This window comes from Bradyrhizobium niftali (genome assembly GCF_004571025.1).
In the GTDB taxonomy this organism is placed as follows: Bacteria; Pseudomonadota; Alphaproteobacteria; order Rhizobiales; family Xanthobacteraceae; genus Bradyrhizobium; species Bradyrhizobium niftali.
Genome location: NZ_SPQT01000002.1, coordinates 639169 through 654392, shown reverse-complemented (window position 1 = coordinate 654392; position 15224 = coordinate 639169). Strand labels below are relative to the sequence as shown.

Annotated in this window: 10 protein-coding genes and 1 tRNA gene; 1 reads left to right on the top strand and 10 read right to left on the bottom strand. The window is 66.2% G+C overall.

The features are described 5' to 3' along the window. From E4K65_RS08345 to E4K65_RS08325, 5 genes are all read right to left on the bottom strand, one after another. Complete coding sequence (locus E4K65_RS08345) at window positions 1–2334, bottom strand: acetamidase/formamidase family protein (RefSeq protein WP_167770655.1); 2334 nt, start codon at window positions 2332–2334, stop codon at window positions 1–3. A gap of 170 nt (window positions 2335–2504) precedes the next feature. Next, a complete protein-coding gene (locus tag E4K65_RS08340) occupies window positions 2505–3746 on the bottom strand; it encodes an acetamidase/formamidase family protein (protein ID WP_135173703.1) in 1242 nt (413 codons plus the stop codon). 43 nt (window positions 3747–3789) lie between these two features. After that, window positions 3790–5412, bottom strand: coding sequence for an amino acid ABC transporter permease/ATP-binding protein (locus E4K65_RS08335; RefSeq protein ID WP_135173702.1), 1623 nt, complete (start codon window positions 5410–5412; stop codon window positions 3790–3792). 112 nt (window positions 5413–5524) lie between these two features. After that, window positions 5525–6457 (bottom strand): ABC transporter substrate-binding protein, encoded by a 933-nt coding sequence (locus tag E4K65_RS08330; RefSeq protein WP_135173701.1) that lies wholly within the window; start codon window positions 6455–6457, stop codon window positions 5525–5527. Window positions 6458–6876: 419 nt separating this feature from the next. Further along, window positions 6877–7140 carry a hypothetical protein gene (locus E4K65_RS08325; protein WP_135173700.1) on the bottom strand — a complete coding sequence of 88 codons (264 nt, stop codon included), beginning with the start codon at window positions 7138–7140 and terminating at the stop codon, window positions 6877–6879. A 258-nt stretch (window positions 7141–7398) separates the two neighbouring features. Between E4K65_RS08325 and E4K65_RS08320 the strand changes: the two genes are divergently transcribed. After that, on the top strand, window positions 7399–7593 hold the full coding sequence (locus E4K65_RS08320) for a hypothetical protein (RefSeq protein ID WP_135173699.1): 195 nt from the start codon (window positions 7399–7401) through the stop codon (window positions 7591–7593). An 81-nt stretch (window positions 7594–7674) separates the two neighbouring features. On the opposite strand, the gene E4K65_RS47065 is transcribed toward E4K65_RS08320, so the two are convergent. The 5 genes from E4K65_RS47065 to E4K65_RS08295 form a co-directional block, all read right to left on the bottom strand. Further along, window positions 7675–7821 (bottom strand): hypothetical protein, encoded by a 147-nt coding sequence (locus E4K65_RS47065; RefSeq protein WP_165448159.1) that lies wholly within the window; start codon window positions 7819–7821, stop codon window positions 7675–7677. 198 nt (window positions 7822–8019) lie between these two features. Beyond that, window positions 8020–8093: transfer RNA gene (locus E4K65_RS08310), tRNA-Cys, on the bottom strand. A 95-nt stretch (window positions 8094–8188) separates the two neighbouring features. After that, window positions 8189–8923 carry a tRNA-uridine aminocarboxypropyltransferase gene (locus E4K65_RS08305; protein ID WP_135173698.1) on the bottom strand — a complete coding sequence of 245 codons (735 nt, stop codon included), beginning with the start codon at window positions 8921–8923 and terminating at the stop codon, window positions 8189–8191. Between the two features lie 37 nt (window positions 8924–8960). Then, complete coding sequence (locus E4K65_RS08300) at window positions 8961–12068, bottom strand: efflux RND transporter permease subunit (RefSeq protein WP_135173697.1); 3108 nt, start codon at window positions 12066–12068, stop codon at window positions 8961–8963. After that, a complete protein-coding gene (locus tag E4K65_RS08295; RefSeq protein WP_135173696.1) occupies window positions 12068–15217 on the bottom strand; it encodes an efflux RND transporter permease subunit in 3150 nt (1049 codons plus the stop codon). The genes E4K65_RS08300 and E4K65_RS08295 overlap by 1 nt, the downstream gene beginning before the upstream one ends. Window positions 15218–15224: the final 7 nt, after the last annotated feature.

Genomic DNA, 15224 nt, shown 5'->3' with positions numbered 1-15224 from the left:
TTACGGTGCGCTCTCGAACAGGCGCTTGCTGAGGATGGCGTGTACCCCCCAATTGCCGTCGACGACCTGCGTGACGCCGAAATCGACGGCGGCCGACATCAGCGCGATCGCCTCGTCCTCGCTGAGACCTTTCACGTTCATCAGGAAGCGTCGCATCTTGCGGAAGGCATCCTTCATGGCAAGGTCGAGCGAGGATTTTGCGTAGACCTCGCTCTGCCCCTGCGCGCCGAACTCGGCGAGATAGTTGGGATGGCTGAAGCCGGTCAGCACCCAGTCGGTCGCGGTCTCGATCAGGGGATAGGAGAGATCGGCGAAAGGCTGGCCGGCAAGGTCGGCCTTCTTGTGCAGGATCACCTCGAAGGTGCCGGTCATCGAGCATTCGATCGCAGTGCCGCTCAACTCGCCGTCGCCCTGCGCCGCGTGGGGATCGCCGACCGACAGCAGCGCGCCGGGAACGGAGACCGGAAGAAAGACGGCCGCCCCCTTCCCCAGCCGCCAATTGTCCAGATTGCCGCCGAAATAGGACGGCGGCACGGAGTCGATGAAATCGACCTCGCGCGGCGCCACCGCGATCACGCCGAAATGTGGCCGCAAGGGAATGCGGATGCCGTCAAGCACCGCATGGCGCCGCTTCACGGTGCCGGGCGCGACGGGAACGCCGGGATAATCGTAGGTGGGGTGCACGACGCCGAACGGATCGGTCTGCGGCTCCCAGCGATAGGAATACAGCGCGCGGGCATGCGGCGCATCGGCATCGTCGAAGATCTCGTAGATCGTCACCGCCTCGCGCGGCTTCGGTCCTGACAGGAACTCGTCGTAATGATAGCCCCACCAGGCCGCGACCGAGGAGCCGAACACGCGGCCCGCATGTTTCGGATGGCGGCTCGCGCGCGGCACGATGTCGAGGATCCGCACCTCCAGCACGTCGCCGGGCTGGGCATCCTTCACCGCCACGGGGCCGGTGCAGATGTGTACGCCGAAGCCTTCGCCGGCGCCGCGACCGAACACGCTGGCGTCCATCGGGCCGGCGCCGCGACGATCCACGTTCTTCTTCTGCCTGGTCCAGCCGAACACGCTTTCGGCGGCGGCATCGCCCGCGATCATCAGCTCGGGGTCGTCGGAGGCGTGCTGGGTCAGCGTCTCGATGGTGATGGTATCGCCCGAGGCGATCTCGAGCTGCGGCGAGAGCGAGCGGCTGAAATAGCCCCAATGAACACGATTGGCCTCGATCGGTAGATGATGGTGCTTGCGTCCAGCCGTTCTCGGTTCATCGGAGGCTGCACGCAGCACATTGCTGCGCACCTCCGCACCCACCTGATGCGCGCGGAGCTGCGCCAGCGCCTCCTGCGGCCAGCCGCGCTGGCCGGTGATCCCGTGCTGCGACGTCGCGCGCTCCGCCTCCTGTTGGCGGAACTCGCGCGGCGGCAGGCCGAAGCGGTGGCGGAAGGCGCGGCTGAAATGCGCGGAATCGCCAAAGCCATAGGCGTAGGCGATCTCGGAGATCGAGCGATGCGCCTCCGTCGGATTGGACAGGTCGGCCCAGGCGCGCTGGAGCCGGCGCTCGCGGACGTAGTGGGTGAAATTGTCGCCGACCGTCTCGAACAGCTTCTGCAAGTAGCGCTCGGAAATCCCCTCGACCTGCGCGACGCGCGCGGGCACCAGCTCGGGATCGTCGAGCCGGCGTTCGATGGTCTGGCAGATCCGGTGCAGCAGCGCGGCCTGTGTCGCGCTCGATCCGGCATCGGATGTCGAGGCCGCCAGTTGATGCGCGAGCGTCAGCAGGAGATCGACGAGGCTCTGCGCGACCGCATTCCATTCGGCATCGCTCAGGGTGTCGAGCGTGCGCGCGGTCGCATCCAGCAAGCGCGAGAACACATCGGCAAAGCCGCTGGGCGGAACGACCCGGGGCTCGCCGAGCCGCGGCTTGCCCGAGAGGCGTCCGTGCAGCGCTTCCGAGGTCACCGACAACACGATGGCCCGCATGTCGCGCTGGAACACGATGCTCCAGTCCCCGCTGCGCGGCAGCAGCACGAGATGGCCGACGGGAACGATGCGGTGGCCGCGGGCGCTCTTGAGCACCATGCCGTCCTCAACCGGTATCAGCGCGATCGGAAGCTCTTCATTCGCTTGCGCGAGGGGCGCGATGCTTTGCGCGCCCGCGGCCATGCGCGTCAGCGCGACGCCCGAGGCCTGCCGATGTGACGCCGTTGCGTGCCCATCGAGGAAGGGATGGCCGGTCGCGGGTTGCAGGCCGACGGCAGCCAGCACGTCCCGCCAGGCTTCGGGGCGGTCGTCTTGCGCATAGGACTCGCTTGTGAACGGCCGGAAGCTCATCGGATCGACCCAGACTGCCGTCGATCGAAGCAACCTCCGTGCCAGACGCACGCGATCCTCCGTCGCCGCGACGGGCCGCAGATGAGGTTCGTTGGTCACGCGTGCATCCTGAAAATCGGCTTACCTTCAACGTGTTAGAGCCTCGCCCCGGAATGACGAGGCGGAGAGCCTCAGTCGCACCGGAAGATGTTCTTGCGGATCGTGCCGTGCACGCCCCAATTGGCGTCGACCACCTGGGTGACGCCGAAATCGGCGCCGACCGACATCAGCGAGATCGCCTCGTCCTCACTGAGGCGATGCACCGTCATCAGGAACCGGCGCAGCTTGCGGAACGCATCGCGCATCGCACGGTCGAGACTGCTGTGATTGGCAATCTCGGTTTGTGCGTCTGCGCCAAGCGCGGCGAGATAGTTCGGATAGGTGAAGCCGTAGAACGACCAGGCCTGATCGGTCTCGAGCATGGGATGGTCGAGGCCTTCCAGATTGGTGCCGGCGAGATCGGCCTTCTTGTGCAGGATGAATTCGAAATCGCCGGTCAGCGAGGTCTCGATCGCGGTGCCCCCGAGCTCGCTGTCGCCCTGCGCGGCATGGGGATCACCGACCGAGAAATAGGCGCCGGGAACCGCAACCGGATAGAACATCCGCGCGCCCTTGCCGATGCGCCAGTCGTCGATGTTGCCGCCGGTGTAGCTCGGCGGGATCGAGCTGACGAAATCGGCTTCCGATGGCGCAAGGCCCATGGTGCCGAAATGCAATCGTGCGGGCACCTTCACGCTTGCGAGAATGTTCTCGCGCTTCTTGATGGTTGCGTGATCGACGCGGACGCCGGGATAGTCGATGGTTGGATGCACGATGCCGTCGGGGTCGGTCTGCGGCGTCCAGACGTAGTTGTAGACCGCCTTGGCGTAGGGCTCGCCCGACGTGTCGAGCTCGAAGATGGTGACGACCTCGCGCGGCTTCGGCTCCTCGATCAGATCGTGATAGTGAAAGCCCCAGTTCGCCGCGACGTTGGAGCCGAAGCAGCGGCCGGCATGGCAGGCGCTGCAGCTCGGCCGCGGCCGGACGTCGAGGATGCGAACCTCCAGGATGTCGCCGGGCTCGGCACCCTCGATCGCGACCGGCCCGGTGAGGAGATGCACGCCGATCCCCTCGCCTGCGCCGCGGATGAAGGGACCTTCGACCGGACCCGAGCCGCGGCGCGCGACCGCCTTGTGCTCGCGCGTCCACTGGAACACGCTTTCGGCGCCGGGATCGCCCGCGATCATGCGCTCGTAATCGTCGTTGGCATGATGGGTCAGCGTCTCGATGGTGGCGCGGTCGCCGGAGCGCAGCGTCAGGGCCGGAGCGACCTTCCTGGAGAAATAGCCCCAGTGGACGGTTCTCGGTGAAACCGGCAGCGTGAAATGCTTCATGAGGTGGCCTCTTCGGGGGGCTTGGACCTTGTGGCGACGGCGTTCATCGCACCGCCTCCGGAATCTTGTCGGCTTCCATCACGCTGAGGAAACGCGCGGTCAGCGGATTGCGGGGGTTGGTGAGAACCTCGTGCGCCGGCCCCTCCTCGATGATCGCGCCGCCGCTCAGGAAGGCGACGCGGTCGGCGACTTCATCGGCGAAGCGGATCTGGTGCGTCGAGATGATCATGGTGAGGCCGTCGTCGATGGCGAGCCGCCGGATCACCTCCAGCACCTCGCTGACGAGCTCGGGATCGAGCGCGGAGGTCGGCTCGTCCAGCAGCAGCACGCTCGGGTTCGGTGCAAGCGCGCGGGCGATGGCGACGCGCTGCTGCTGGCCGCCGGACAGATGCCGAGGCAGCGCATCGGCGCGATGCGACAGCCCGACCCGGTCGAGCAGCTCGGTGGCGCGGCGCTCGGCATCGATCCGGGTCATGCCGTGGACCCAGCGCAAGGGGCCGGCGATGTTCTCCCTGGCCGAGAGATGCGCGAACAAGTTGAACTGCTGGAACACCATGCCGACGCCAACGCTGGCCCGTTCGTTGGCGAGGTCGCGGGGTGACAGCGGCTTGCCGTTCTCGCCGAAGCCGAGGCGCCGGCCGCCGACGCGCACGGTGCCGGCGTCCCAGTTTTCGAGATGATTGATGCAGCGGAGCAGCGTGCTCTTGCCGGAGCCGCTGGGCCCGAGCAGCGCCACCACCTCGCCGACACGGACCGTCAGGTCCAGACCGTCGAGCACCTTTTGGGCGCCATAGCGCTTGGTGAGGTCCCTGGCCTCGACCGCGATGTTGTTGCGCGCGATGGTCGCGGCGCGGCGGGTGCGCTCCTCGCGGGTCAGCGCCAGCGGCGGCGTGGCGGTCAGCTCTGCCGGTGCGGGCTCCGGATCATCAACGGCGATCGCGGCAAGTTCGAGCTTGGTGCCGAGATCGACGCGGCGCCACGGCAGGTAATCGGCAAGCTTGCGCTGGCGCCCCTTCGCCCGATCGAGGTCGAGCAGCCATTCGACGAAGAGCTGGATGGCACTGATGGCAAAGGTCAGCACGAGATACAGAAGGCCGGAGGCGAAGAAGATCGAGAAGAAGTCGAAGGTCGAGGACGCCAGCTGCGTCGAGCGCAAGGTCAGCTCCTGGACCGCGACGACGGAGGCCAGCGAGGAGTTCTTCAGCGCGCTGACGGCCTCGTTGCCGAAAGCCGGGATCATGGTGCGGATCGCCTGCGGCGCGATCACCCGCCACATCAGGATCCGCGGCGTCATGCCGAGCGCCTGCCCGGCCGTCACCTGGCCGCGATCGACGCCGAGCACGCCGGCCCGCAGCATCTCGGCGATGAACGGCGCCTCGTTGCAGGCGAGCGCGAGGCCGGCCGCCAGCACCGCCGGCAGCTTGATGCCGATATGCGGCAGCGCGTCGTAGGCGAACACCATCTGCAGGATCAGCGGCGTGCCGCGGAAGATCACGGTGTAGGCCCTGGCGATCGCCGCCAGCAGCCAGAAGCGGGAGAGCTGCATGCCGGCGAGGATCAATCCGAGGATCAGTCCGCCGCCGAGCCCGAGGGCGGTCACCTCGAGGGTGAGCTCGATGCCCTCGAGCAGATACGGCATGCTCAGGTAATGGAAGAACAGCGACATCAGTCGACCGTCATCGGAGCGGGGCGATTCTTGTTGAAGAAGGACATTCAGGGCACGCGCTTCACCTCTCCCCGCCGGGGAGAAGTGAAGTCGGCAGCGGCCGCCCGCTGCTCTAGTCGGCCGTCAGGATGTCCGGCTCCTTGAAGTTGTTCACGTCGAGCCCATGCTTCTTCAGAAGCTCCATATGCGTGCCGGCCTTCTGCACCTCGATCAGCGCGGCGAGCACGGCGTCACGGAATTTCGGCTTGTCCTTGGGAACGGCGATGCCGACCGAATACGGGATCGTCACCGCGATCGCCTTCTCCAGCTTGTCCGGATAGGCCTTCACCGCGCTGTCGACGGTGTTGACGTCGTTGACATAGGTGTCGGCGCGGCCGGCGAGGATCGCCTGGATGCAGTTGGCGTTGTTGTCGTAGAGCTGGACGGTCGGCTCGGGCTTGCCGGCCTTCTTGCACTCCGGCATCAGGGCCTGGATCAGGGGCACCTCGACATAACCGGTGTTTTCGGCGGCAGCCGCGCCGCACATCGACATGTTGATGCCGTTGATGCCCTTCGGATTGCCCTTGGCGACCAACACGCCGTCGAACACCTTTGAATAGGTGATGAAGTCGGCGGCCTTGGCGCGCTCCTTGGTGGCGTAGATGTCGGAGATGACGATGTCGGCTTGTCCGGCGGCGAGCGTGGTGAGGAGTGCCGCGAACGTCACCGGCTTGTAGGTCAGCTTGAAACCGAGGCATTCGCCGATGGCCTCGCCGAGATCGATGTCGAAGCCGATATATTTGCTGGGGTCCTTGGGATCGATCGTCTCATAGCCCGGCGTGTGCGGGTTGATGGCGTTGACGAGCGTCTTGCCCTTCCAGTCCGGATATTTCTCCTGGAGCGCGGCGCAGGCGGCGGGCGCTGCGGCCTGCGCGCTCAGCGGTGCAGCGGCGAGAACGCCGAGAGCGATGGCGGCGCCGAGCGCGACCTTCCGCCACGGCAACGCTGCGCGTGCGATCCCCCGCCGCACGTTCCGCCGTATTTGGGGCAATACCCGTCTCTCCATCTCCAGCTCCTTCGAATTGTCATGGCACTGGCCATGTTCCAGATCTCGGGAGCGAGCCTAGGTGGAGTGCGCCGGGGAAAGCTTGTCCGCGGGCGTACAAAAAATTGGACGGTGGGGGCCCGCGATTTGGGCAAGCCGCTGCACAAAAACTGTTCGCAGGCTTTGGGTGCGGCGATACGCGATTCCGAATTCGGGAGAACCAAATGATTTCGTATTACGCCGTGGTCTGCACGATCAGAGAATCATTCGGTTGGGTTACTTGACAGAGATATGACGCGTTACGGACGCATCTACGTACGAGGCCCGAAGCAGATCGTCCTCCTCCACAGCCTATCCGCAGCATATCCACAGGATGACTATGCCGGATTCGCGAGCCCGCACGAGCCACTTGCTGCGCACAAACTCACAGACCCGGTATGTCAGCCGCCGGCCTGATCGAACACGTTGCGGCAAGCCTCGCTCAAGCTTGAGCGGTTACGGCGCAGGCAGGCCGTGATGGCGCGGACATTGGGGATTTCGCCGGCGCAGAGCCGGTAGACGTCGGGGGTGCAGGCCCGGCGCTGCTCGGGCGTTCCCTGCTGCGCGTGAGCCGCGGAAGCAAACAGCGTCAGGAACAGCCCGACCGTCGAGGCGCGGCGCGCCCGGCTCCTCACACCCGCAAGCCGCAAGAACCTTGCCTTCATGACGAAGTCTCCTGTCTGCCCTGCCCGCACCGGCCCGCGTTGGCCGGTGTGCGAAGGGGTAGGAGAAATAAACCGCCGAGAATGTGATCTCATTCACACTGGCGGCCGGCCCGGGATGCCTAAGTTCCCGCGGGGATTTTTCAGGAATCGCTAACCATACGGGACCCGATCGCCGGATCGTTAAAATGCGAGCGATCGGGTCAATCGGGAAACAAACCGGCTTTGCGACATTGCGCCATCCGCGTTCCGGAGGGTGCGATGAGCGAAGCCGAATTCAACTTGCTGCTGGATGCCGTCCGCGACGCCATCGTCCATGACGATTTTGCGTCCGCGCCGGAGGAGGAATTCGTGCCCCGCTCGTGGAGCTTCGACGCACCGCCCAAAGCCGCCAACGACAATGAGGGCGCCTGGCCCATCCTGCCGTTTCCGGACGGCTGGTACGCGGCCTGCTGAGGCCAGCTTCAACGTGAACGGATGCGCCCGCCTGCTGGGCGGTTCGGCATCGCCACGCGCCGGGACCCGGCGCGGCCACGATCAATTCTTGACGCGCTCCTCGCCGTCCTGCGGCACCCGGTCGGGTGCGGCCGGCGGAAAGATGCTGTCATAGATCGCGCGCGCCTCGCGGATGAGGCGAGCCCGCTCCAGCTCGGATTTCGGGACAAATCGAACGACGTCGCTCACTTGCTCTCCAGCTTTCAGTTCCTGATGCATCACTTCGCAGATGCGAAGTCTATGCCATCGGGCCTGAATCGCTGGTTCCCGCCAAGCCCCGGGCAAACCCGGTGGTGGCGTCCCGCCTCACCCCGGCAGCCGGCGGTGAGCGGCATCGGCGGAACTGGCGCTGAATTTGATTTTTGCTGAAAAATCAGAAGCTTGTGATGGAGGCCACGACCAGAATTGAACTGGTGTACACGGTTTTGCAGACCGTTGCGTAACCACTCCGCCACGTGGCCCCGTAAGGGCGGACCAATATAGGGGATCAATGGCTTAGGCAACCGCCTTCGTCCGACTTTGGCGGCGACGGCCTCTCTTCCGATGTGGACCGAAGTCAGGCTCGCTTGCCGCGCCGGACACCGCGCCGGCGGTCCTTGACCACCGGCTTGGGCGCCAGCTCGGGCATCTCGGCCTGGACCTCGCGATAGCGCGCCAGCATCCGCTCGAAACTCGCATGCAGCGTCTCGGCGATGTCGGGACGCCGTTCGAGACCGGCAAGCATCGTCGCGGCCGCCTCGATGGTCGACAGCCCGTCCTTGCGCGGCTCCTTGCGCAGCCGTCCGTAGCGCGAGGGGCGCGACGGGTTGAGGATCACGCGCTGGCATTTCAGCATCCAGGGATTGCGCCACCACAGCGCCTTGGCCTGGCTCCAGGTGCCGTCGAGCAGCACGATTCCTTCGAGCTTGCCGAGGATCGCGCGCTGGTTCTCGGCGACCTCGCCCTTGCGGGTCAGCGCCACGATCTCGGCCTCGGCCTCAAGATCGGCGGCACGGGCCGAGCCGAGATAGAGCACGGCCCAATGGGAGGCATTCTCGACCGGCTGCCCCAGCGCCTTGGACAGGCTCGGCCAGGACAGGCCGACGCGCACCACGGCCTTGGGGAAGTGTTTCGCGGTCAACCGCGCGGTGCCGAGCGCCCTGTCCTGCTCCTGCGGGTGCTGGAGGATCAGGAGGCCAAGGCGATTCTCAACGGGCGTGACACTGTCGCAGATGCACAGCGGCATCGGCTTCTGGCAGTGCGGGCATTCGGGGATCGGGTCGGCCGGCGCGGCGGCAGTGAGGTTCGACATGGCCGCCGCTATACGCTTTGCACGGTGGTTCAACAACCTATTCCGCCGGTGCGGGTAGCGGACGCGGCCCTGATCGCCGCCGCAGGCGGTCGATCAAGAGATAGATCACGGGCGTGGTGTAGAGCGTCAGGATCTGCGAGACGAACAGCCCGCCGATGATGGTGATGCCGAGCGGACGGCGGAGCTCGGTGCCGGGCCCGGTCGCGACGACCAGCGGAATGCCGGCGAACAGCGCCGCCATCGTCGTCATCAGGATGGGGCGGAACCGCGCCTGGCAGGCCTCGAAGATCGCCGCCGCCGAGGACAGGCCGCGCTGGCGCTCGGCGTCGAGCGCGAAGTCCACCATCATGATGCCGTTCTTCTTGACGATGCCGATCAAGAGGATGATGCCGACGAAGGCGATCACCGTCAGCGGCGTATTGGTGATTTGCAAGGCCAGCAGCGCGCCGAGGCCGGCCGAGGGCAGCGTCGAGATGATCGTGAGCGGATGGGCGAGGCTCTCATAGAGCACGCCGAGCACGATATACATCGCCACCAGCGCGCCGAGGATCAGCAGCGGCTGGCGGCCGCTGGTCCTGGCGAAATCGCCGGCATTGCCGTCAAAGCTGCCGCGGATGCCTTCCGGCATGTGCAGCTCCTCCACCGCGCGCTGGATGTTCTGCGTCGCGGCCTGGAGCGGCACGTCGGGCAACAGGTTGAACGACACCGTGGTCGAAGGGAACGACTGCGAATGATAGACCGCGAGCGCGGCAAGACCGCGCGTCGCGCGCACCACGGCCGACAGCGGCACCTGCACGTCGCCCGCGCCGGCGACATAGATGCGCTCGAGGTTGGAGGGATCGACCTGGAATTTCGGATCGATCTCCAGCACGGTCATGTACTGGTTGCGCTGGGTGTAGATGATCGAGATCTGCCGCTGCGAGAACGCGTTGTTCAGCGCGTTGTCGATGTCCTGAACCCTGACGCCGAGCGCCGAGGCCTTCTGGCGGTCGATGCTGAGCGTCAGCTGAAGCCCGCCGGGATCGCGATCGCTGGAAATGTCCGTGATGCCTTCGACGCTCTCCATGCGCTTGGCGACGATCGGCGCCCATTTCTGCAACAGGTCGAGATCGGTCGAGGAGAGCGTGTACTGGTAGTCGGAATCGCTCTGCCGTCCGCCGGCACGCACGTCCTGGGCGGCGAACATGAAGAGGCGGATGCCGGGCACCGGGAACAGCGCGCGCCTGAGACGGTCGATCACGACCTGCGTCGAGACGTGGTCGCGTTCCTCCGGCGGCTTCAGGCTGATGAACATGGTGCCGCGGTTCGAGGTCGCCGCTCCCGGGCCCCCGCCTCCGCTGCCGACGGTCGAGCCGATGCCGGCCACGGCCGGATCCTGCATCACGATGTCGGCGAGCCGCTGCTGGAGGCCGAGCATCGACTGGAACGAGATGTCGGCCGAGGCCCGCGTCGCGCCGATGACGAAACCGGAATCGTCGGTCGGGAAATAGCCCTTGGGCACCTTGATGTAGAGCGTCACGGTGAGACCGATGGTGGCGAAGAACACCAGCAGCGTCAGCAGCGGATATTCCAGCACGGTGCGCAGGGTGCGGGTGTAGAAGGCGACGATGCGCGACAGCGAGCCCTCGATCAGGCGATCGAACAGGGTCGCGGTGCCGGAGGTGGTCTGCCGGATGTAATGGGCGCAGATCATCGGCGTCACCGTCAGCGAGACCAGCGTCGAGACCAGGATCGCGAAGGTGAGCGTCAGCGAGAATTCGCGCAGCAGGCGGCCGACGATGCCGTCCATGAAGATCAGCGGGGTGAAGGCGGCGATCAGCGACAGGCTGATCGACACCACGGTGAAGCCGATCTGCTTGGCGCCCTCCAGCGCCGCCTGGAACGGCCGCATGCCGTGTTCGAGATTGCGGAACATGTTCTCGATCATGACGATGGCGTCGTCGACCACGAAGCCGACGGAGATGGCGAGCGCCATCAGCGACAGATTGTCGATCGAGAAGCCCGCGACCCACATCCCGGCGCAGGTACCGGCCAGCGCCAGCGGGACCGAGATGCCGGCCGCGATCGTCGGCGTCAGCCGCCGCAGGAACACGAACACGACGACCATCACGAGGATGGCGGTTGCCAGCAGCGTCCACTGCATGTCCCGGACGCTAGCGCGGATCGTGCTGGTGCGATCGACCAGGGTGGAAATGTCCACGCCGGCCGGGATCCATTGCTTCAGCTCGGGGATCAGCGCCTTCACGCGGTCGACGGTATCGATGACGTTGGCATCGCCCTGCTTGGTGATCTGGATCAGCACCGCCGGCTGCTTGTTGAACCAGGCGATCGAGCGGGCGTTGCGGACAGAGTCCTCGATGTCGGCGACGTCGGAGAGCCGGACGAAATTGCCGTTGGAGCTCTTGATGACGATGTCGCGAAACTCTTTCGCCGTGCGCATCTGCTTGTTCAGCGACAGCGTCTCGCTCTGGCGCTCGCCGTTGAAGATACCGACGGGACCAAGCGGATTGGCGTTGACGATTGCGGTCCGCACGTCGTCGGTGGCGATGCCGGCGTTCGACAGCGCAACGGGATTGAGCTGCACCCGCACGGCCGGCTGGTCGGCGCCGCTGACCGTCACGTCGCCGACGCCTGGCACCTGCGAGATGCGCTGCGCCAGCACCGTATCGGCGACGTCGTAGATCGCGCTCGCCGACAATGTCTTCGAGGTCAGCGCCAGCACGAAGACGGGCGCGCCGGCCGTGTTCGCCTTCCGGAATCTTGGCAGCGTCGGCAGGTCGCTCGGCAGGTCCACCAGCGAGGCGTTGATCGCGGCCTGCACGTCGCGCGCGGCCTTGTCGATATTGCGGCCGATGTCGAACTGGAGCTGGATGTTGGAGACGCCGAGCGACGACGTCGAGGTGATCTGGTTGATGCCGGATATCTCACCTAACCGCCGCTCCAGCGGCGAGGCCACGGTCGCCGCCATCACGGACGGGTCGGCGCCGGGCCGGCTGGCCGAGACGAAGATGGCGGGGAAGTCGACGTTCGGGACCGAGGCGACGGGCAGGAACTCGTAGGCGACGACACCCAGCAGGAACAACCCGATCGACAGCAGCGTGGTCGCGACCGGGCGGCGGATGAAGGGCTCCGAGATCGATGCCATCACTGCATCCCCTCGGTCGCGCCCGCGACCGGCGGGCCGCCGGGTTCGGCCGGCGGCAGCGCCTGCTCGAGGCGGCGGTTGATGCGGTCGAGCGCCAGGTAGATCACGGGCGTGGTGTAGAGCGTCAGCAGCTGGCTCAGCAGCAGGCCGCCGATGATGGAGATGCCGAGCGGAAAGCGCAGCTCGGCGCCGGTGCCGCTCTCGATCGCCAGCGGCAGCGCGCCGAACAGCGCCGCCAGCGTCGTCATCATGATCGGACGGAAGCGCAGCAGGCAGGCCTGCACGATCGCCTCGTTCGGCGACATCCCCTGCCGGCGCTCGGCCTCGAGCGCGAAGTCGATCATCATGATCGCGTTCTTCTTGACGATGCCCATCAACAGGATGATGCCGATCAGGCCGATGACCGAGAGATCCTGCCCGCACAGGACCAGCGCCAGGATCGCGCCGACGCCTGCCGACGGCAGCGTCGACAGGATGGTGATCGGGTGGATGTAGCTCTCGTAGAGCACGCCGAGCACGATGTAGATCGTGATCACGGCGGCGAGCAGCAGCCAGGGCTGGCCCGCGAGTGCCTTGGCGAATTCGGCGGCATCGCCCGCATAGACCCCGACGATGCTGTTGGGCATTTCGATCCGGGTCTCGATCGTCTTCACGGCTTCGACGGCATCGCCGAGGGCCGCGCCCGGCGCGAGGTTGAAGCTGAGCGAGATCGCCGGGAACTGCGCCTGATGCGAGATCGCAAGCGGCGCGGTGGTGCGCTTCAGCGTCGCCACCGCCGACAGCGGCACCTGGGCGTTGGGCGCGCCGACGGTAGTGCTCGCGGCGCCCGGCAGATAGAGCTTCGACAGGATCGAGGGATCGCGCTGGTACATCGGCAGCGCCTCCAGCACAACGCGGTACTGGTTGGCCTGTCCGTAGATGGTCGAGATCTGCCGCTGCGCAAAGGCATCGTTCAGCGTGTCGGTGATTCCTTGCAGGCTCACGCCGAGCTGGCCCGCCCGCGTTCGATCCACATCGAGCTGCGCCCGCAGGCCGCCTTCCTGCGCCTCCGAGGAGACGTCGCGGAACAAGGAATCGCGCCGCATTTCCGCAACCAGCTTGCGCGCCCATTCCGACACCAGCGCCGCATCGGTGCCGGTCAGCGTGTACTGGTATTGCGAGCGGCTCGACTGGGTCGAGATCTGCACGTCCTGCACCGGCTGGAAATAGACGGTCATGCCGGGGATGCCCGACACCCTCTCCTTCAGCCGGGTCACGACCACGCTGACGTCGTCGCGCCGCTCGCCGCGTGGTTTCAAGGTCATGACGAGACGGCCGACATTGGTGGTCGGATTGACCGAGCCGGCGCCGATCACCGAGACGACGCCGACCACGTCAGGATCGGCCTTGATGGCGTCGGCCGCCTCGGCCTGCCGCTTCTGCATCTCCGCGAACGAGACGTCGGGTCCGGCCTCCGTCACCGCCGTGATCGAGGCGGTGTCCTGAAGCGGCAGGAAGCCTTTTGGCGCCACGACGTAGAGAGCGAGGGTGGCGATCAGCGTGGCGAAGGTCACGACCAGCGTGGCGCGCTGGCGCTCCAGAACCCAGAGCAGCGTGCGGTGATAGAACTCGACGGTGCGGTCGATGAAGCGGCTGACCGCAGCGAGGCCCGGCACCGCCAGTTCCTCATGGGCGTGCCGCAGCAGGCGCGAGCACATCATCGGCGTCAGCGTCAGCGAGACCACGGCCGAGGTCACGACCGCGATCGTCAGCGTCAGCGCGAATTCGCGGAACATGCGTCCGACGAGGCCCGACATGAACAAGAGCGGGATGAACACCGCGATCAGCGATACCGTCAGCGAGATCACCGTGAAGCCGATTTCGCTGGCGCCCTTCAGCGAGGCTTCCATCGGGCCGTCACCGTTCTCCATGTGGCGGACGATGTTCTCGATCATCACGATGGCGTCGTCGACCACGAAACCGGTGCCGATCGTCAGCGCCATGAGCGACAGATTGTCGAGACTGAAGCCGGCAAAATACATGATGCCGAAGCTCGTGATCAGCGACAGCGGCAGCGCGACGCCCGCGATCAGCGTGGCCCTGAGCGAGCGCAGGAACAACAGCACCACCAGCGTCACCAGCACGACGCTGAGGATCAGCGTGAACTGCACGTCGCGCACCGATGCGCGGATGGTGACGGTGCGGTCGGAGACGATGGTGAGGTTCACACCGGCCGGAATGGCGCGCTGGACCTTCGGGATTTCGGCGCGGATCTGGCTGACGACGTCGATGACATTGGCGCCGGGCTGGCGCTGGATGTCGATGATGACCGCCGGCGTGCCCTGGTACCAGCCGCCGGTGCGGTCGTTCTCCAGGCCATCGACGATCTGCGCGACGTCGGCGATCGTGACCGGCGAGCCGTTGCGGTAGGCGATGATGACGGGCTTGTAGGCATCGGCAGCGGCGATCTGGTCGTTGGCCGCGATGATGTAGGATTGCTGCGCGCCGTCGAGCGAGCCTTTCGGCCCGGAGACGTTGGCATTGGCGATCGCAGTGCGCAGGTCTTCCATTGCGATGCCATAGGCCGCGAGCCGCGCCAGATCCGCCTGGATGCGCACCGCCGGTTTCAACCCGCCGAGCACGGAGACGCGCCCGACGCCCGAGATCTGGCTCAAACGTTGCGCCAGAAGCGTATCGGCGATGTCGCTCATCGCCCGCAGCGAGATCGTGTCCGAACGCAGCGCCAGCGTCATCACCGGCGCATCCGCCGGGTTCACCTTGGCGTAGGTCGGCGGATAAGGCAGCGTCTTGGGCAGCACGCCGGCGGCCGCATTGATCGCGGCCTGCACGTCCTGGGTCGCGCCGTCGATGTCGCGGTTGAGGTCGAACTGGAGCGAGATCTGGCTGACGCCGAACGAGCTCGTCGAGTTCATCGCCGACAGCGACGGGATCTGGCCGAGCTGCCGCTCCAGCGGCGCGGTGATCAGCGAGGCGATCACGTCGGGGCTGGCGCCCGGCAGCTGCGTCGTCACCTGCACGGTCGGGAAGTCGACCTGCGGCAGCGCCGAGACCGGGAGCGAGAAATAGCCCAGCAACCCGCCGATCAGGAGCGCGATGCCGAGCAGCGAGGTCGCGATGGGACGGCGGATGAAGGGTTCGGAGACTCCCATGGGATGC